The organism is Microseira sp. BLCC-F43, from assembly GCF_041929235.1.
Classification (GTDB): Bacteria; Cyanobacteriota; Cyanobacteriia; order Cyanobacteriales; family Aerosakkonemataceae; genus Microseira.
In genome coordinates this window covers 1-18712 of record NZ_JBHFNP010000082.1, presented here as the reverse complement: position 1 = coordinate 18712, position 18712 = coordinate 1, and the positions used below count along the sequence as shown (strand labels likewise).

15 protein-coding genes and 1 pseudogene are annotated in these 18712 nt (G+C 47.4%); 7 read left to right on the top strand and 9 right to left on the bottom strand.

Annotation, left to right across the window (positions count from 1 at the left end; translation table 11 throughout):
• A pseudogene (locus ACE1CM_RS12560) lies at positions 1-457 on the top strand (IS110 family transposase); the annotation flags it as partial.
• 343 nt (positions 458-800) lie between these two features.
• On the opposite strand, the gene ACE1CM_RS12555 reads toward ACE1CM_RS12560, so the two are convergent.
• From ACE1CM_RS12555 to ACE1CM_RS12545, 3 genes are all read right to left on the bottom strand, one after another.
• Positions 801-1370 (bottom strand): hypothetical protein, encoded by a 570-nt coding sequence (locus ACE1CM_RS12555; protein ID WP_374877813.1) that lies wholly within the window; start codon positions 1368-1370, stop codon positions 801-803.
• A 95-nt stretch (positions 1371-1465) separates the two neighbouring features.
• Positions 1466-2596 (bottom strand): aldo/keto reductase, encoded by a 1131-nt coding sequence (locus ACE1CM_RS12550; protein ID WP_374877811.1) that lies wholly within the window; start codon positions 2594-2596, stop codon positions 1466-1468.
• Between the two features lie 122 nt (positions 2597-2718).
• The gene (locus ACE1CM_RS12545; RefSeq protein WP_226586210.1) at positions 2719-3222 is read right to left on the bottom strand and encodes a bifunctional nuclease family protein; all 504 of its coding nucleotides are present in this window, start codon (positions 3220-3222) and stop codon (positions 2719-2721) included.
• Positions 3223-3550: 328 nt separating this feature from the next.
• Between ACE1CM_RS12545 and ribE the strand changes: the two genes are divergently transcribed.
• Entirely contained in the window at positions 3551-4240 is a 690-nt protein-coding gene (gene ribE, locus ACE1CM_RS12540) for a riboflavin synthase (protein ID WP_374877817.1), read from the top strand.
• Positions 4241-4403: 163 nt separating this feature from the next.
• On the opposite strand, the gene ACE1CM_RS12535 is transcribed toward ribE, so the two are convergent.
• Positions 4404-6368 carry a peptidoglycan DD-metalloendopeptidase family protein gene (locus ACE1CM_RS12535; RefSeq protein WP_374877809.1) on the bottom strand — a complete coding sequence of 655 codons (1965 nt, stop codon included), beginning with the start codon at positions 6366-6368 and terminating at the stop codon, positions 4404-4406.
• 29 nt (positions 6369-6397) lie between these two features.
• The gene (locus ACE1CM_RS12530) at positions 6398-7186 is read right to left on the bottom strand and encodes a biotin--[acetyl-CoA-carboxylase] ligase (RefSeq protein ID WP_374877808.1); all 789 of its coding nucleotides are present in this window, start codon (positions 7184-7186) and stop codon (positions 6398-6400) included.
• Positions 7187-7318: 132 nt separating this feature from the next.
• Between ACE1CM_RS12530 and pgeF the strand changes: the two genes are divergently transcribed.
• Positions 7319-8113, top strand: coding sequence for a peptidoglycan editing factor PgeF (gene pgeF / locus ACE1CM_RS12525; protein WP_374877815.1), 795 nt, complete (start codon positions 7319-7321; stop codon positions 8111-8113).
• 118 nt (positions 8114-8231) lie between these two features.
• Here pgeF and ACE1CM_RS12520 read toward each other — a convergent pair whose 3' ends face one another.
• The gene (locus ACE1CM_RS12520) at positions 8232-9884 is read right to left on the bottom strand and encodes a hypothetical protein (protein ID WP_374877807.1); all 1653 of its coding nucleotides are present in this window, start codon (positions 9882-9884) and stop codon (positions 8232-8234) included.
• Positions 9885-10164: 280 nt separating this feature from the next.
• Positions 10165-11268 carry a calcium-binding protein gene (locus ACE1CM_RS12515; RefSeq protein WP_374877805.1) on the bottom strand — a complete coding sequence of 368 codons (1104 nt, stop codon included), beginning with the start codon at positions 11266-11268 and terminating at the stop codon, positions 10165-10167.
• A gap of 463 nt (positions 11269-11731) precedes the next feature.
• Between ACE1CM_RS12515 and ACE1CM_RS12510 the strand changes: the two genes are divergently transcribed.
• Positions 11732-13060 (top strand): NB-ARC domain-containing protein, encoded by a 1329-nt coding sequence (locus ACE1CM_RS12510; protein ID WP_374877804.1) that lies wholly within the window; start codon positions 11732-11734, stop codon positions 13058-13060.
• A 227-nt stretch (positions 13061-13287) separates the two neighbouring features.
• On the top strand, positions 13288-13581 hold the full coding sequence (locus tag ACE1CM_RS12505; RefSeq protein ID WP_374877803.1) for a hypothetical protein: 294 nt from the start codon (positions 13288-13290) through the stop codon (positions 13579-13581).
• A 500-nt stretch (positions 13582-14081) separates the two neighbouring features.
• Here ACE1CM_RS12505 and ACE1CM_RS12500 read toward each other — a convergent pair whose 3' ends face one another.
• Complete coding sequence (locus ACE1CM_RS12500; protein WP_374877802.1) at positions 14082-15107, bottom strand: HlyD family efflux transporter periplasmic adaptor subunit; 1026 nt, start codon at positions 15105-15107, stop codon at positions 14082-14084.
• 236 nt (positions 15108-15343) lie between these two features.
• Here ACE1CM_RS12500 and ACE1CM_RS12495 point away from each other — a divergent pair, with 236 nt between their 5' ends.
• Positions 15344-15529 (top strand): hypothetical protein, encoded by a 186-nt coding sequence (locus ACE1CM_RS12495; RefSeq protein ID WP_374877801.1) that lies wholly within the window; start codon positions 15344-15346, stop codon positions 15527-15529.
• Positions 15530-15841: 312 nt separating this feature from the next.
• Here ACE1CM_RS12495 and ACE1CM_RS12490 read toward each other — a convergent pair whose 3' ends face one another.
• Positions 15842-15988: a hypothetical protein gene (locus ACE1CM_RS12490; protein ID WP_374877800.1), complete on the bottom strand. Its 147-nt coding sequence runs from the start codon at positions 15986-15988 to the stop codon at positions 15842-15844.
• Between the two features lie 392 nt (positions 15989-16380).
• Here ACE1CM_RS12490 and ACE1CM_RS12485 point away from each other — a divergent pair, with 392 nt between their 5' ends.
• A complete protein-coding gene (locus ACE1CM_RS12485; protein WP_374877799.1) occupies positions 16381-18525 on the top strand; it encodes a peptidase domain-containing ABC transporter in 2145 nt (714 codons plus the stop codon).
• Positions 18526-18712 lie beyond the last annotated feature (187 nt).

Genomic DNA, 18712 nt, shown 5'->3' with positions numbered 1-18712 from the left:
CCGAAAAGTGTTTGCTAAGTTTGGTTTTGGACTGCGGTTGCAGACAGTTTTAATCAGCCAAATTTACCCGTTGTCAAATTACTTAGATGCCGACGGTAAACCAGAAGTGATTACGCGCCGGGGACGAAAGTCAGGGAAACCAACCAAACGCTACCTATCCGAACGCCGGTTCATGGGAAGTCTTGGCGTAGCGCCGGGGAAAGAAGCATCAGGGGATAAAGAACTTGACCGGGTAGGCGGGTCAGATTTGTGCCGCATCGCTCTCTGGCAATGGGTATTTACCAGAATTGAACCCAAGCGTACGCGGTTCTTGAATGATATCGGCAAGCAGCTTGGCGATATCCTCGATGATCAAAAATCTTCGGGTTGCCCAATTAAGTTGGTACGCACCCGCGTTGCTGCGCGGGCGGTACGGCTGTTGTTTAAACTACTGGTTTCTCAATTAAAAACTGACTAGAGTGAATGGGAAATTGAAAATCATTATCAGCCATTTTCTGCGCCATCGCCCAGGGGAAGGCAGGCAGATCGCGCTTCCTGACAAGACTACACAATGCCAGAGGTTAAATGGCTGTACTCCATACTGGAAAAGGATTTCAGCCAAAGGAAGTTGGCGCTGCGGGGGCAACTTCCGTTTACGGTCAGGACTTAGGCACGCGGGGTCAAAAACAAAGGTGATGCGTCAATCTCGCGACTAATCACCCACGATTTTTCGGATCGCCCTTTGTTTTTTTGCGTAAGTCCTGTACGGTGCTACTTGCCGCGTCATGAAACCCGTGAAAGTAGTTAGGGGTGAAGCAGTATTACCTTGACTGCAAACTCCTTCTGTTCAGGGTATCGATCTGAAGATTGCAGCTGACTGGAGTCGCGCTGAAGTTACAGGTATAAGTTGCCAAAGGCGTATTCTGCTGATTAAAAACCCGAACATTGTACTGAAAATCTCTGGCTACCGTACCAAAATGATTAACAAATGCGTAGCGTTCTAAATACGTAAGCAAGCTCCAGATTTGTCTATTTACAATTAAATCTATCCGACGTTCATTCGGGTAAGCACACCAGTTGTTGAGCAATTTGTTACCAAACTGTTCGTCAGCCCACCAAAGGCTAGGTCTTGTCAGTCCAGTTGGGGAAATAGTATTTGCAGTCACAACAGAACCAGCGGCTATTGTAGGGATGGTTGGCGGATTTGTTCCTTGTTCTAATGGCGGGCAATTTGTAGGAGGTGCAGACGGTTCTGGTGCAGCTATTGTTACTGCTGGTACAAATAAAATTGCGCTCAGGTTGACAACCATTAAAGCCATTTTAGATTTGGCATACAGCCGCGTGCTAGTTGGGTTTCGTTTCTCAACCCAACTTACAAAATTTGCCCACATTTTTGAACTTGATATTAGATGTAATTTTGGATTTAACATAAAGCTGCAAAATTGAAAATTTCAATCTCAAATCTGCCATCTAAAATCTAAAATTCCTATTCCCAAAGGCGGCGACCTGCTGCGCCATTGAGACGCTGATGAGTATCTTGCAATAAAGCGGGGATATCTAAATTTTCTGGACAGCGGGGAAGACAGTCGCCGCACTCGGTGCAACGGTTTCCTTTGACGCCTGGAAACCAATGTCCGGCGTTTTCAAACATGCGGTAACGATATTGACCGTAGTCGGTCATGTCGTAAGCAACGGCTAAATTTCGCAACCGCAAGATTTCCGGAATGTTGATGTTTTCCGGACAAGGGAGACAAGCATAACATTGGCTGCATTTATCCGTTCCTAGAACGTTTTCTAAATGCACTTGCAAGCGTTCTAATATTTCTAGTTCCTGGGGCTTTAGGGGTTCGTCGCAGTTTGCCACTTTTAAAGGTTCGGTCAGTTCAGTTGGGTTGGCAGCGCCTAAACTGAGGGTAGTAATTCGAGGGTCGCTCAATAAAAAACGGTAACCCAGGTGTAAAGGCGTCAAGGGATGGCAGAGGTTTTTCAGGGTAGAGGGTGGCGTGTAGAGGCGTCCTCCTTTATCGGCGGGGGAAATGATCAAGATGCCCATGTCTTTTTTCCAGGCTAATTCAACGGCTGGGTCGTGGCGCTGGAAAAAATAGTAATAATGCAGATTGACAAATTCAAATAAATCTGTATTGATAGCTGCCTGAATCAATTCCAAGCAACCGTGGGTAGAAAAGCCAACGTATCGCACCCGCCCATCGGCAACAGCTTGCTGGACTGCTTGCATACAGCCATCTGGGCGTTTTACCCAGTCTAGGTGTTCCCAGGTATTCAAGCCGTGAATTGCCAGACAGTCTATGTAGTCTAAATTCAACCTTAAGAGGGATTCATCGAGCCACCGCTGCATGGTAGAACAATTCTCGGTTGGCGAGAATTTTGTGGTGATGTAAAGTTGGGAACGGGGTAGCCCCAAACCAGCTTTTAACGCTGCCCCCAGATATTCTTCGCTTTTTCCGTATCCTTTAGCCGTTTCTAGGTGATTAATCCCTTGCGCTATAGCTGCTTGCAGCGTCTGCACCGCATTTGCTTCAGATTCGAGGTAGCGCATGGTTCCGAGGGAGAACACTGAAAGCCGCAGATTCGTTTTTCCAAAACGCCGGTATCGCATAGGATCGATTTTAGATTTGAGATTTTAGATTTTAGATTGGGGGGATTGGTTTGAAGTAAAGATTGACAGCTTTAAAAATCACCATTAAATCCTGGCATCCAAAATCTAAAATCCTGGCATAATTAGCCTTCGCCGGGACTGAAGCGTCCGCGTTGAATCAAATCTTCGGGTCTTAGGTTGGATAAGAATTCGCGGAAGGCTTCTTGTTCGGCTTGATCGGCTTCTCGATCGACGGGGATCGAGGCATCGGCGATTACTTCTTCCATTACCCAGATGGGGCTGTTGGTGCGGAGGGCGATCGCGATCGCATCGCTGGGGCGCGAATCGATCTCCTTCTTGACTTCACCCTGACGGACGATCAGCAAAGCATAGAATGTATTATCCTGAAGCGCATGGATCACGATCCGCTCCAAGGTCATACCCCAAGCTTCTAACATATTCACGAACAGGTCGTGGGTGAGGGGGCGAGGAGGCGCTTGTTTTTCCAAAGCCCCAATAATAGATTTGGCCTGGTCTTGGCCTATATATATAGGTAGCGCCCGTCTATCTGAAGCATCTTTCAGAAGCACTATTGGGCTGCGCGTCATAGCATCGAGTGCAATTCCGGCGACTTTCATCTCAATCATTAGCTTAGCCTCTAGAATACCTTAGGCGATGGGGGATCAAAGTTGAGCGGTAAACTGGTACTGAATGGTCCAACGGTAAGAATCGACTTTGTTGGGGGGGGTCGCTAGAGTTCATCTGTTGTACTCTGTTCGGGCTTTTAGACCTGGTTACGGTCAAACCCATAATAAGGTCTTTACCCAAGTATGCCTCGATCTTGACGCGGATCTCACAGGTCGGGTGTGGGATTTTGATTATACAAGTAGACCATTAGGCTGGATAAATTGTTGCCTTTGTCACCAGTTTCAGCCCGTTCGAGCTTTCTTTGAGCAATTTTTGAGTAATAAAGCAGTGTTTACCGGATTAATTCAAGCTTTAGCTACAATTTCGCCCCAAGAGTCTGATAAATTGCGGATTTCTTGCTCATCCGAGGCAGCCGATCAAATTTTACCCGGTCTGGCAATCGGCGACAGCGTGGCGGTGGATGGGGTTTGCCTGACCGTCGAGGAGATACATTCATCGGGGTTTGTCGCTTCTGCCTCTCCAGAAACCCTGCGTCGAACTACGTTGGGACGACAGCAACTAGAGAATAGCTGGGTAAATTTAGAGACATCGCTGCGGGTTGGCAGCAAATTGGGCGGACATTTTGTCACGGGTCATGTGGATGGGGTGGGTGAAGTGCAATCGCTCGAACCAACCGCCAATTCCTGGGAAATGACCTTTACCGCCCCCGAAATTGTCGCCCGTTATATTGTCCCCAAAGGCAGTATCGCCGTCAATGGGGTAAGTTTAACTGTTTCTGACTGCGACAAGAAGGGAACTTGGTTTAAAGTTGCCGTCATTCCCCACACCTTTGCCCAGACGAACCTGCAATATCTCCAACCAGATAGTTGGGTGAATTTGGAAGGAGATATTTTAGGCAAATATGTGGAAAGATTCCTGCATTTTGGCTATAGTCGCGAGACTGCGCCTAGTTGGGGCGAAGTCCCCAATTTAGAGACAATTACACCAGCCTTTCTAGCCGAACACGGCTACATTTAAATTTTAGGGCTGCTAATTGCTAATGGCTAATCGCTAATGGCTAATGGTCGCTCTGGAAAATATTCCCATGAGCAATTAGCAATTAGCAATTAGCTATTTTTAAACTGTTAAATGCAGATTTAATGTTCCATCTGAAATCTTAAATCTGCAATCTGCAATTGGGTTAGCCTCCAGTTAAAGGTGGAACGAAATAGGCTGGGGTATTGGGGACGATAATTTCGGGTAATTCGGTGTTATCTAGCTGGGTTTTAGGTTGGGCGAGTTTGGTTGACTCGGTAGTTTCTGATTGGGGCGATTGGGCGATCTGCAAGGTATTGAGCAGTCGAGCTAAGCTGGACTCGATTTGAGCGCCCGCATCTATGGCTACCCAGCCTTCTGGGGTTTGCTCGCGAATTTCAAAGTGCAGGTGGGGACCAGTCGAGGTGCCGGTGTTACCCACGCGCCCGATTGTCGTTCCCTGTTCGATAAAATCTCCCGGTTCGACATATACCTCTGACAGGTGCGCGTAGCGAGTTTCTTGAGTGCCGTCGTTGTGCTGGATGATTACGGTTAAGCCGTAGCCGCTTAATGTATCTGCCAGGGCGACCCGACCCGGATAAGCTGCCACGACGGGGGTGCCGATTGGTGCGCCCAAATCGGTTCCGGTGTGGAAGCGTAGGTCGCCGCTAATGGGATGAATTCGCCAACCGAAGACTGAGGTAATCTGGGCGGGTATGGAAAGCGGAAAGATGATGGGAAGAGTGGGACGGCGAGGATATTCTTGGGGTTTGCTTGTGGCGGTATTGTAAGCTAAACCGGGCCAAGGCGGGATGGGTTGGCTGTTTTGCTCGCTGCCGATGGGTTGCGGGGCTAAACGCTGCGGCAAGGTTGTCTGCGTCCCGATCCCGTTCCAATGACGGACGCGGACAGAGTTGGGATTGGGGGTAACCGAGCCGATCTGAATTTGCCCGACTGCGGCTACTTCTGGGCCTCGATGGGAAGAACGCCATGCTGTTTGGGAACGACGGCGGAAATGATTGATGCTCGAGGTATTGGCGATGCGTTCGCTCGCCGAAGTCCTGGCAACGTATTCGATCGGGATTTGCGCCGGTCGTCGGGAACGCGCTATTTGGCTGCGTCTAGCGCTTCTTTCTGGCTCTGGTTGCCCAATGCGCGCCTTTTGGCTGCGTCTATTGCTTCTTTCTGGCTCTGGTTGCACGATGCGAGCAATTTGGCTGCGTCTATTGCTTCTTTCTGGCTCTGGTTGCCCTCTGCGAGCAATTTGGCTGCGTCGAGTGCTGCGTTCTACATGAGTGGGTTGTGAGTTGCGGGCAATTTGTACCCTACGGGGGATGCGATCGACTTGAATTTGTGGAGCGCGGCGGGCAATTTGTACCCTACGGGAGATGCGATCGACTTGAATTTGTTGCTCTCTACGGCGGGCAATTTGTGACCCACGAGATATGCGCCCGAATTGAGTCGGTTGTGAGTTGCGGCGGGTGATTTGGGAACGGCGGGAGATGCGACCGACTCTATAACGGTAAACGGGGATTTCGATTGAGCGATCCGTTTGCGTCTCTGAAGCAGAATCCCGTCTAAATAGATTACTCCTCACCCTTGTTCTCACCCGCGCCACTGATTCGCCAGCTTCGATCGCCCGCTGTCTTCTGGCGATCGTTGTTTGACGCCTAGTGGTGCGTTCGGTCATCACCACCGAACTGGGGGCGTCATAGGTGTCAGTTCTGCCGCTTCTGCGTCTGGTCGCACCCAGACTGTAATCGGTTCTGTCGATGTATGTATTGTTATTAACAGCGGATGTGATTCTTTGTCTTTGCCGCTGCATTCTGGCTCTTAAGCGCCGTCCGGACCGAGCTGGAGCGCGTCTGGGAGCGGCTAAATTTGGTTCGATGGGGGAAGCTTTGGGGAGCGCTTCCACAATTGTCGAACCACCGCCTGGGTTGGATGCTTGCTCTTGTGTCCAAGCGATGCTGCTACCGAGAATGCCGAGGGCGCCGACCCAACCAATGCCTTGCGCTAACATAACCTGCTGCCAAAATTTACCCCGTGAGGGATTGGTGGCGAGCGCTACTAATTGAGTTTCTTCGGACTGCAATTTTATTTGCTTGTCTCGGTTGATTGGTTTTTCCATCTCCATCACACCGTAGAATTACCGGAATTTTATCTATAACCCAGACTGATTGTACCTGGCTCTACGCTAATTTCCACAGGAGTTGCAACTCCTGTTTGACAGATTTGCACCCGCAAATTGCCACTGGCACAAACTCCCACTACTACCCCCGCTTGTCCATCGACTGTGACTGTTTGACCCATATTGCTCAGTATATTTTCATAAGCTGGCAATAGATGCTCGATTCCTTCTTGCTGCCAATATTCGTATCCAGCAACGATTCCCATGAGAGTAACGGCAGCTAAGATTTCCAGCGAGGTAATCGGCGATACTGGGTTATTTTCTAAAAAGGATTGTAAATTGATCCCGGTTTCCGGAACTGAATTAGCCCAGTTAATGCCTACTCCCACAACAGCTGTGGTTATTTTCCCTTGCTGTACTCTAGTTTCGGTAAGAATGCCCCCTAATTTGCGCCCTGAAAGTACGAGGTCGTTGGGCCATTTGAGCAAGACTGGAATGCCTTTGTCGCGCAAAGCGGTAGCAATTCCCCAAGCACTGCATAGAGTCAGACCAGCCGCCAATTGAGTTGGCACGTTTGGAAACAGCGCCAGGGATAAGTATAATCCACCCGGCTCTGATTGCCAATGCCTTCCCCACTGTCCTCGTCCTGCGGTTTGTTGGGTGGCGATCGCAACGGTTCGGGGGGGTGCGTTGCCCTCAAGTAACTGCCACAGCGTCTGGTTAGTTGAAGCGACGGTTTCAAAGATCTGGAAATTATGCGGCGTTTCTTGTGGCGACGCACCTATCGCTGCGATAAATTTTTGCCGATTGAATTCCACTGGTGATTGAAAATTTTAGATTTCAGATTTTAGATTTTAGATTGAGTGTGGCTGCGGATTACAGTCCAAGAGATTCTGTGGTACAGGTAAAAAATACCTACTACCCACGACCCACTACCGATGACTCAATCTATGCATACCTGGCACTGGCGCACTTGGGAAGGATTCCCCTATCTTACCTGTAGTCTTTTGGAAAAGTGGCCTCACGGCTTTTTTACCCAGCAGTTTTGGCCTCTGTATCCGGCAGAATTTTTACCAGCATTGCGTCCCGATGTCAAGGTTTATCGGGCACAACAGGTACATGGCAATACTGTCGTTACGGCAAAGGAAGTGGAACAGTTTGTCGGTACTGAAACAGATATCGGGAAGCTGGATAAAGATTTTCTGCCTTTGGCGGATGGTATCGTGACAGAACGGGCGGATCAGGCCGTGTGGATTTGTACGGCAGATTGTACGCCGGTGTTAATTGCGGATGTGGAGACAGGACAAGTCGCGGCGATACATGCAGGGTGGCGGGGGACTGCACAGAAGATTTTACCTGTGGCGATCGCGCGTCTCCAATCCAATGGCAGTCAATTAAAGCATCTTCGCATTGCCATGGGGCCTGCGATCGCGGGGGAAGTCTACCAAGTCGATGTGCAAGTTGCCGCCCAAGTCGGAGCCAGCATTATACCATCGGATTCACCGCAAGAAATTCTAGACACGTTGCAATGGTTACCGAATCCACCGATATTACCCGATGAGGAAGATGGAAAGGTGCGATTAGATGTGCGGCGGGTGAACGAGTTGCAATTAGAACGGATGGGAATTAGTGGCGAACAGGTGGCGATCGCGCCTCATTGCACCTATCAACAACCCGAATATTTCTTTTCTTATCGCAGAGACAAAGAAAAGAAAGTTCAGTGGTCGGGAATTGTCAGTTCTTGATCGATATCGACAAAACAAACAGGGCTGGAAATTTGTCAGCCCTGTTGCAACTAAACTCTCAGGACTTAGGCAAAGAAACCGGGTTTCTATGAAAAAAACAAAGGTGATAAGATCGTCGTTACGCCACAACAAGGAAGTCAGTATTTGATACCGTATCAGGAGAACCGACCAAGGTGGCAAACTGACCGCCTCCTGTGCCAAACCCTGGTAAAACCCCATTCGAGTTGTAGAACAACCCACCAGTTATACTGTTATAAACAATCTCAAATGAGCTAGTGGCTTCGCTACCAGTGACGTTGGCAAAGTCTGAAGCTAGCAAAGTATTACCAGCAGCAGTTTCGAGTTCCGAAAATACCCACTTAGCCAGGACAATTTTGTCGATGCCAACTGTCAGGTCATCGACGGTATCTACACCAGCAGTGGCGAGGGGCGTATTGAACAGGAAGCGATCGTCTCCACCACCATCAATCAGTCGGTCATTACCTGCACCGCCAGCAATCGTATCATTGCCATCTCCACCGTCGAGGGTGTCATTGCCAGTGCCACCATCTAGATAGTCGTTCCCAATACCCCCGTCCAACGAATCATTGCCAGACCGACCATATAATTTGTCTTCCCCAGCACCACCTCTAAGAGTATCGTTTCCACTTAACCCATCGAGGGTTTCATTACCGCTGCCACCGACAATTGAATCATTTTTATTGGTAGTTCCCAGGGAGACAAAAACGTTGTCTAAACCAAAACCGACAATATCGGCGCGACCATCTCCATTAACATCACCTAGTTGGCGCGGATAATCATCCTGAGTAATCCATCCCCCACCATTTTTCGCAAAGTTATTTGCCACACCTACTATGGCATTACCAAAGGTGCCGTCGCCGTTAGCAAATGAGACGAATACGTTGTCAAAACCAAAACCAACAATATCGGCTAAACCATCCCCATTAACATCAGCTAGCTGACGCGGATAATCATTCTGAGTAATCCATCCTCCATCGTTTTTCGTAAAGTTATTGTCTAGACCTACTGTAATAGGAGCAAAAGTGCCATTGCCATTAGCCAGGGACACATAAACGGCGTCAAAACCAAAACCAACAATATCGGCTAAACCATCCCCATTCACATCAGCTAGCTGACGCGGATAATCATTCTGAGTAATCCATCCGCCATCGTTTTTCGTAAAGTTATTGTCTAGACCTACTGTAATCGGAGCAAAAGTGCCATTGCCATTAGCCAGGGACACATAAACGGCGTCAAAACCAAAACCAACAATATCGGCTAAACCATCCCCATTGACATCGGCTAATTGGCGGGGATAATCATTCTGAGTACTCCATCCGCCATCGTTTTTCGTAAAGTTATTGTCTAGACCTACTGTAATAGGAGCAAAGGTGCCATTGGCGTTAGCCAGGGAGACATAAACCGCGTCAAAACCAAAACCGACAATATCGTCTCTACCATCACCATTAACATCGGCTAGCAGTCGGGGATAATCATTCTGAGTAATCCATCCTCCATCGTTTTTCGTAAAGTTATTGTCTAGACCTACTGTAATAGGAGCAAAAGTGCCATTGCCGTTTGCCAGGGACACATAAACGGCGTCAAAACCAAAACCGACAATATCGTCTCTACCATCACCATTCACATCAGCTAGCTGACGCGGATAATCATTCTGAGTAATCCATCCTCCATCGTTTTTCGTAAAGTTATCGGCAAGACCTACTGTCACAGGAGCAAATGGTCTATCGCCTAGCAAGTTTAAATTTGGCATATTTCCTGAGCTATTTCAGCTTTTTGAGAGGATGTATTAACGCAAGTTGCTAGTTATAAACAAGGGCGTTGCTAATTGCTAATTGCTAATTGCTAATAAAGGATTTTTACCAATCTCGCCATTAGCCATTAGCCATTAGCCGCTCCCAGAGAGATAACTAGCAACTTGAGTTAGTAGGACTTACACAAAGAAACCCGGTTTCTAGCAAAAGTCATTTGAAGATCAAGGAAATATGGACGCAGAAACCGAGTTTCTCAATTCTGAGATTCCGCAATTATTGCTACGCCACAACGAGGAAGTCGGTTCTTGATAAATTATTTGGAGAACCGACAAGGGTGGCAAACTGACCACCGCCTACACCAAAACCCGGATTGATTCCATTCGGGTTGTAGAACAAGTCTCCCGTATTAGGGTTGTAAACAATCTCAGCCGAACTCAACGCTGCTGGGATGATGGCGCTGCTTTGAAAATCTGTGGCTAGCAAAACAGCACCACCCGGAACAGGAACTGTTTCGAGGGCGGCGAAGATTGTCTTGTCGAGGACGATTTTGTCAACGTTGACTGAGAGGTTATCAATCCTATCTACACCGGCAGCAGGAAGAGCCGTATTGAAGAGGAAGCGGTCATTTCCTCCACCGTCAATTAGGACATCGTTACCAGCACCGCCAGCTAGGGTGTCGCTGCCAGCACCGCCAGTAATTGTGTCGAGGCCATCGCCACCCCTGATGTTGTCGTTGCCAATACCACCATTGATGCTGTCGTTGCCCAAGTCACCGCTGATACTGTCTGCGCCATCACCACCGTTAATGACATCATTCTCAGATCCACCAAAAATGGTGTCATTGCCCAAATCACCGCTGATACTGTCAGCGCCAGCATTGCCGTTAATAATGTCATTCTCAGATCCACCAAAAACGGTGTCATTGCCTAAACCACCGCTGATGTTGTCCGCGCCAGCACCGCCGTTAATGATGTCATTTTCACTCCCACCATCAATGGTGTCATTGCCCAAGTCACCGTTGAGGTTGTCCGCGCCAGCATTGCCGTTAATGATGTCATTCTCAGATCCACCGAAAACAGTGTCAGCACCAGCACCGCCGCTGATGTTGTCAGCGCCACTTCCACCCAGGATTCTGTCAGCGCCAGTTCCACCAAAGAGGCTGTCAGCGCCGGTTCCACCATCGAGGGTGTCATTGTCTTCTCCACCGTACAGATAGTCTGCACCATCCCCGCCAATCAAGGAATCATTTCCAGAATCGCCAAACAGATGGTCGTTACCGCCAAGACCTGTGAGAGTGTCATTTCCACCATCGCCAAATATGTTGTCTGCTAACCCAGTACCGCTAAGGTTGTTGGCAAAGCTGTCACCAAAGAAATCTGCCATGATAGTTTCTCCCTGCAAAAATTCAGTACAACTGGTGTAAATCAAGAGCTATTCTTGAGGCGACTAAGTGTTGAAAAAACGGTAATTTCTCAGTGAAACTACTGTCTCTTTCACTTCTGAGTTATGTCAGTAACAATTTGCAGGCGAAAACTCGTTACTTTTCTCAGATCGCCCTGATAATTACTGACTTCAGTCGCCTATTTCATAAAGTTAAGTTAAAGATTCCTGATTTACCGTAAGAAAATGTGAGAAAATGTCAGAATTTTTTCGCGATTATTATTAAGTTTTGTTAAAATATTCCTGAAAGTTATGGAAAAATACTGAAGTGTAGTTGTGATGGGGGTACAGCGCATAACCTTTGCCAAGCAAAGGGATTAGGATGCTGTCACCCAACAGCAGTAGATGCAACGGTTGCCTGATTTAACAAATCAGATTGTTAAGTAATTTTAGCAAGCTGGGAAAAATGAATATAGAAGACGCACTTGATTTTTTGGAAACGGTACTCAAACCAGAGTCTCTCAATCACGTTCAGGAGCTAGTATTTCGGGGAGCTTGGGAAGAACGGGTGTATGAAGAAATTGCGGCTTTAGCTGGTTACGATGCCGATTATTTGCGGGATGTTGGCTCCACTTTGTGGCGATCGCTCTCTAAATCCTTGGGAGAAAAAGTCACTAAAAATAATTTCCGCTCAGTGCTGCGGCGGCGACTTCCACCAACTCCCAATAACAGCCTCAGCAGTCAGGATACACAAACTTTTGTTGCATCCAATGGTAACAATAACCAGCACCAAGATTGGGGCGAAGCGATTGATGTTTCTTTTTTCTTAGGACGCACTGACGAACTCGCTACTCTCAAGCAATGGATTTTGCAGGATAAATGTCGTTTGGTGGCAATATTGGGGATGGGGGGAATGGGTAAAACTGCTCTGGCTATCAAGTTAGCAGAACAAATTCAAACTCAGTTTGAGTACCTAATTTGGCGCAGTCTCCGCAATGCACCACCCGTGGAAACAATTCTGGCAGAGATCGTTCAATTCCTTTCAAAACAGCGGGGAACGGATTTACCAACGACTTTGGACTGTAGAATCTGCCAGTTAATGTACTATTTACGCTCCGCACCTTGTCTGCTAATCCTGGACAATGTTGAGTCGGTTCTGCAAAGTGGCAATTGCGGGGGGCGCTATCGCGAAGGATATGAAGGTTACGGTCAGTTTCTCACAATAGTTGGAGAAGCAAGCCATCCCAGTTGCTTGGTACTGACTAGCCGGGAGAAACCAAGGGGGTTGGCTTGTCAAGAAGGCAAAACTTTACCCGTTCGCTGCAAATATTTGGGGGGTTTGCAGGAGATAGAAGCGAGAAAAATTTTGATGACAAAAGGGCTTTTTGGCTGGGAAGAAGATTGGGAGAAGCTCTCGTATTTCTATGCAGGCAATCCGCTGCTGTTGAAAATCGTTGCCACGGCGATCCAGGATTTATTTGCCGGAAATATCGCTGATTTTTTAGCCCAGGGGACGCTAGTTTTTGGAGAGATTCGCGATATTTTAGAGCAGCAGTTTAATCGTCTGTCAGATTTAGAAAAACAGGTGATGTCCTCCCTGGGAATTAACTGGGAGGCGATGACGCTGGAGAAACTGCGGCTTTCTATTCCCTCTGTTTCGCAACAAGAGTTGCTGGAAGTGCTACAGTCTTTGCAAGCGCGATCGCTGATTGAAAAAACTGACGCCGGTTTTACGCAACAACCTGTGGTAAGGGAGTATGTAAATACGATTAAATCATTAGTCTTTAGTCATTAAGTTTACCCAGCTCCCCGACTTGACAACAGAAGTGGCAGATCTAGTCTCTGGGATCCCATGTCGGCGCAACACGAGAAACCCGGTTTTTCCAAAAAACCGGGTTTCTTTTTCTTATGTATTTTGCACAGATGGGTATGTGGGTGATTATTTTGTGAATCTTCTTACACATTCTCACTGGATGCATGAATGTACTGACATAGTTAAAACAACAGAATCGATATAGAACTATGTCTAAAGATTGTCCTTACCAAGATAACACGAATCTTCATTCCTTGCCCTGTAATTTCCAAAGGCATCCTGACTCTGACAAACAACACCTCTACTTTTGCACTGTTTGTGAAAAAATTTGCGATACTAAGAAAATTACTCAAGAAAATCCCGAAAAATCTCCCGATTTAGTTTCCCAGTTACTTTTGATCGCGGGTTTGGTTTTACTTGGAATGATGACTCTGCCTAGATTTGAGAAAAATCGATTAATCCAGCCAAATCAAACCAGCGTTCAAAGTGAAGCATTCAGATAAATTAAGCGTTAGAATTGGCAGCGATATGCACACCCTTAGCACTCGCCCAAAGCGATATGCATACCCTAGCTGGCGCGAACGCACCCGATTTCCCCATCCATACAGGACTGATATCATGTCCGGTTCTTCACCCATAGTTAGGAATGACTTGGGAGAACGGTGACACGGTGACGGGTCGAGATTTTTATTAAGGGTAATCGACCGGACATGATATGACGCACGACGAGAAAAGAAACAAAGGTGAGACCGTCGATCTCTCGTTCCCATAGAAACCGGGTTTCTTTGCGTGAAGCGAATGCGCTAGGCGCACGCTTCGCGAACGCGATATCGCCTCAACAATTTTTCCATTTCCTCTGCCCAAAAGTCCACGCTTTGTGGAATGAAGAAGCTTTTATAGTCCTCTTAAGAGGACTTTTGCTATGAGACAGGGACTTAAGTCCCTGTCGGGTCATGCAACTGAGCGAAGGACTGAAGTCCTTACTACGAACAAAGCATTTTTCCTATAAATCTGTGATCAATCTTGCCTTTCTCAACAGAAATGTTAGTACTGTCTCTTCCCTAGAAATAATATCTGCGGTCACTCCCATTCCGGGTTGGATATTGTATTGCTTATTGCTCCTCGTTAAATAACTTTTTTCCGGCTGAATCGTGACTTCGTAGTAAGCCGCAGCAGCGGGGAAGCTGCCTTCATCGCTATTATTATTATTCTGGTTCTGTGCGGTGACGGCGTCGGGTGCGATCGCGCTCACTTTCCCTTTCAGCGTGCCATAATCCGGATAAGGATATGCCGAAACTCGCAATTGCACAGATTGACCGACTTCCACTTCACCCAGTGCATCAACGGGTACGTTGGCTTTGATTACCATCGGCGCGTTTTTGGGTATAATTTGGGCTATTCTGGCACCATTACGTACCGGCTGACCGACGTTTTCCACGTCTAAACCAAAGATCGTACCAGCAACTGGTGTCCGGATCGTACTGTTTTCAATTGCTTCCTCGAGTTGTTCTACTTCTTTATTTGCGCTGTCGATATCATTCTGCATTTTTTTGTACTGTTGGATCTGGGGCGCTAGGTTGGGAAAGTTGAGTTCGTTGATGTCCCTGCCTCGCGGTGGATTTTGTCTATTGCCGCTGGTGCTGCGATAGATTTGATTCTTGAGTTGCTCCTGTTGCGCTCTCAAGCGATCTATATATTGTTGCACCTGGCTTCTCTTGCGCTTCAGCGGGGTGTCGTCGATCTGCGCGATCGCACTTCCGGCTTGCACTTGCTGATTTTCTTTCACGTCAATCGCTTTGAGTCTTCCTTCGCTTTGCGCCTGTACGATTTGCAATTCGGTTTGAGGACGCACCATCCCAGATGCTTTGACGACGGTATTGTACTTGATGAACCCAGACAGCGCGATCGCTGCACCAAACGTCACCAGTAAAAACATACCGCTTAATCTCATCCAAGGCCCCATAGGCGGGAGGAAGTCGTCGTTATCCAGGGGATTTAGCGGATCAATGTCAAATTTGTCGTTAATCATGGCGATCTCAGATTTTGTTAAGAAACATTAACAACTTTCCAGAGCTATCCGGATGTAATCTCTGGCTTGGGGAATCTGTATTAGAATTCGCAGGAACAAGCTAGAAATCAGTACAGCTTCCTGCGGGTTTTCTCTTCTATATCAATCCCAAAAGGAGTTCACTGTGAAAGGAAAGGAAATGGAAACAACCACGCTGTTCACCGATCTGTCTGCTGAAGAAGCTGAAACAGTCAACGGTGCCCACGGTTATTACTACCAGTTCGTTGGGTACACACCCGTATACGTGCGTCGTTATCGGCGCTACCGCCGCCACCGCCACCACTACGGGCACTACTATCCCCGTCGTCGCTACTCGTCCTACCGGACTGTTTACTACAGCAGCTGTTGGTAGGAACGGATACGCGAGTAATGGCGCGATCTGAGTTCGATTTAACTGATCTTTTGGAAACGAAGCGCCACAAGGAAAGGTTGCAGAAAACGCAGCTTTGTCTAATTTGGTGCTAAGAAAAAGTTGGTGACGCGGAGAGATTTTCCAGGATATCGCCGCGTCCCCATCTCTTACCTCAGTTGTGATGTCGAAGTGAACTACCTACACTGACCTACGGTACAGTGTAGGCTTCCCAATTCATCGGCAACCGCCTCCAGGACTCCGTAATCCTATTGGTCTTACATTCCCTCCAAGGGCAGGAGTCCTGGTTCCCAAGACCCATACTTTTTCTTGACAACTGTACCTTTTAACTTGGTTTTTGCTTATGGCAGGCAGTGTCAAGATGATTCAATGATACCACAAGCGATTTGCTCGTTTCGTCGTTGCAGATTTCCCTTGCCTGATTCGATACGGCATCGGTACTCCTGCACTCATCCGCAACGCTAGCATTCATCTCAACACTCTCCACTGCACGTACAGTGTGAGGCTACGGCACGTTTGAGCTAAGGTCACGTATTCTATATCACCAGTGTACCGCTAAACGGTAACCCATAAAAGCATCTCGTTGCTTTAGGGTAATCGGTAATCGGTGACTGTATTTTTTTTAGCTAAACCTAGTTTGGCTCAATTACAGCGGATTGCAGCCGTATGAGGTACAGCATTTTTGCTGAGTTTGTCAAGCGCGCACCCTTAAGGGTGCGCGCACACCGCTGTGATACCTCACAAGGGTTGCAAGCCGCTATATTGAATGCAAGCACCCGTAAAACTACGGGTGTTTTTTTGCTGATGGGGGTGGGATGAGGACGAATTAACTACTTGGTGTATCAAACTTAGATTTATTTTCTAATGAAATACTCAGTTGTAATGCAGCACAGTGAAGAAGACTGCGGCGCGGCGTGTCTTGCTTCTGTTGCTAAGTCTTACGGGCGCATTTTTGCACTCAACCGCATCAGGGAAGCGGTGGGTACTGGACAAATGGGAACGACTTTGTTGGGGTTGAAGCGAGGGGCGGAGGTGATGGGTTTTAATGCCCGCACTGTGCGAACTTCACCGGAGGTTTTAGACCAGTTGGAGGCTGCACCGCTACCAGCTATTATTCACTGGATGGGTTCCCACTGGGTGGTTTTGTACGGGCAGAAAGGTAAGGAATATGCGATCGCAGATCCCGCCATGGGTATCCGCTACGTCAATCGCGAGGAGATGGAGGAAGGTTGGACTGATTGGGTGATGCTGTTGTTGGAACCCGATCCGGTGCGCTTTTTTAGCCAACCCGATGATAAAGTTGGCGGTGTGACTCGCTTTGCGCGACGGGTGTGGCCTTTTCGCGCTTTGCTAACGCAAGCATTGCTGTTAAATTTAGTTTTGGGGTTGCTGTCTTTAGCTTCGCCATTTTTGCTGCAAATTCTCACCGATGATGTGTTGGTGCGGGGGGATATGCAACTGCTGACGGGGTTAGCGATCGCTGTCATCGTCATGAATCTTTTTAGCAGCGGTTTGGAATTTTTGCAATCTAATTTTATCGCCCACTTTGCCCAGCGGTTGGAGTTAGGTTTAGTCCTGGAATTCGGGCGACAAATTTTGCGGTTACCGCTTTCTTACTACGAATCGCGGCGCAGTGGCGAAATCGTCAGTCGCCTCCACGATATTGAAGACATTAACCAGCTGGTTTCCCAAGTCGTGGTCAGTTTCCCCAGTCAGCTATTTATTGCGGTTGTTTCGTTCTTCTTCATGCTGTTTTACAGTTGGAAACTGACGCTTGCTGCTGTATTACTTGCTGCTTTGATGACTTTATCGACGATTGTATTCTTGCCTGCTTTACAGAAAAAGACGCGCAATACCTTAGTTTTAGAGGCAGAAAACCAAGGGGTTTTAGTCGAAACCTTCAAGGGCGCTTTGACGATGAAAACCACCAATTCTTCTTCGCAATTTTGGGAAGAAGTACAGGGAAGGTTTGGGCGACTGGCTAACTTAAACTTCCGGACAACTCAAATTGGCATTATCAACAATATTTTTTCCGGATTTGTTTCCGGGAGTGGAGCGATCGCATTACTTTGGTTAGGCAGTTTGCTGGTAATTAATAAAGAACTCAGCATCGGACAATTGCTGGCATTTAACAGCATGAATCAAAACTTTGCTGGTTTAATTACTACCGCGATTGGATTGGTAGATGAATTCACCCGCGTCCAAACAGCTAGTCAAAGATTAGGAGAAGTAATCGACGCCACGCCAGAAACTCAAGAAGATGGTAAAAAGCCCTTTGCGAAAATACTAGACGACGCCGATATTACTTGCAGCAACCTTAACTTTCACTATGCGGGAAGAGTGGAATTAGTCAAAAACTTTTCCCTCACAATTCCCGGTGGTAAAGTTGTAGCGATTATCGGTAAATCCGGTTGCGGTAAAAGTACCTTGGCCAAACTAATTGCTGGATTATATCAACCACAATCTGGTAATATTAGAATTGGGATTTATAACCAGCAAGACTTATCCCTGGAAAGCTTGCGCCAACAGGTTGTTTTAGTTCCCCAAGAACCACATTTTTGGAGTCGTTCGATTATTGAAAACTTCCGTTTAGGTTCGCCAGAAGCGACGTTTGAAAGCATTGTCCGCGCATGTCAAATTGCCGAAGCCGATGAATTTATCAGTCAATTACCAGATAAATATCAAACAGTTTTGGGCGAATTTGGCGCTAATATTTCCGGAGGACAGCGGCAAAGATTAGCAATAGCAAGGGCAATTGTTAACGACCCGCCTGTATTGATTTTAGACGAATCTACCGCCGGACTCGACCCCGTAAGCGAAGCGCAAGTTTTAGAGCGACTTTTGCGTCACCGTCGCGGGAAAACGACAATTTTAATTAGCCACCGTCCAAGAGTAATTAATCGCGCTGATTGGATTGTATTGTTGGATAAAGGTAGATTGAGATTACAAGGAACTCCAGAGGATTTGCGGTCTAAAGCAGGCGCGCATTTAGATTTCTTAAATCCTTGATCGTTGAACAGAAACCCGGTTTTTCTAAAAAACCGGGTTTCTTAATTGTAGGGTGCGTTAGGCGCGGTGTTTAATCGTGAAACTCTAAGAAAAATCGTATCCGCGCCGTAACGCACGGTCAAAAATGGTGCGTTACACTGCGTTAACGCACCCTACTGCTTAAATCCTTGATGGTTGAACAGTCGCA

Excerpts from the sequence above, each read along its gene's own strand:
- ACE1CM_RS12555 (WP_374877813.1), bottom strand. The coding sequence starts at position 1,370 with ATGTGGGCAAATTTTGTAAGTTGGGTTGAGAAACGAAACCCAACTAGC.
- ACE1CM_RS12550 (WP_374877811.1), bottom strand. The coding sequence starts at position 2,596 with ATGCGATACCGGCGTTTTGGAAAAACGAATCTGCGGCTTTCAGTGTTC.
- ACE1CM_RS12545 (WP_226586210.1), bottom strand. The coding sequence starts at position 3,222 with ATGATTGAGATGAAAGTCGCCGGAATTGCACTCGATGCTATGACGCGC.
- ACE1CM_RS12535 (WP_374877809.1), bottom strand. The coding sequence starts at position 6,368 with ATGGAAAAACCAATCAACCGAGACAAGCAAATAAAATTGCAGTCCGAA.
- pgeF (WP_374877815.1), top strand. The coding sequence starts at position 7,319 with ATGCATACCTGGCACTGGCGCACTTGGGAAGGATTCCCCTATCTTACC.
- ACE1CM_RS12520 (WP_374877807.1), bottom strand. The coding sequence starts at position 9,884 with ATGCCAAATTTAAACTTGCTAGGCGATAGACCATTTGCTCCTGTGACA.
- ACE1CM_RS12515 (WP_374877805.1), bottom strand. The coding sequence starts at position 11,268 with ATGGCAGATTTCTTTGGTGACAGCTTTGCCAACAACCTTAGCGGTACT.
- ACE1CM_RS12510 (WP_374877804.1), top strand. The coding sequence starts at position 11,732 with ATGAATATAGAAGACGCACTTGATTTTTTGGAAACGGTACTCAAACCA.
- ACE1CM_RS12505 (WP_374877803.1), top strand. The coding sequence starts at position 13,288 with ATGTCTAAAGATTGTCCTTACCAAGATAACACGAATCTTCATTCCTTG.
- ACE1CM_RS12500 (WP_374877802.1), bottom strand. The coding sequence starts at position 15,107 with ATGATTAACGACAAATTTGACATTGATCCGCTAAATCCCCTGGATAAC.
- ACE1CM_RS12490 (WP_374877800.1), bottom strand. The coding sequence starts at position 15,988 with ATGAATGCTAGCGTTGCGGATGAGTGCAGGAGTACCGATGCCGTATCG.
- ACE1CM_RS12485 (WP_374877799.1), top strand. The coding sequence starts at position 16,381 with ATGAAATACTCAGTTGTAATGCAGCACAGTGAAGAAGACTGCGGCGCG.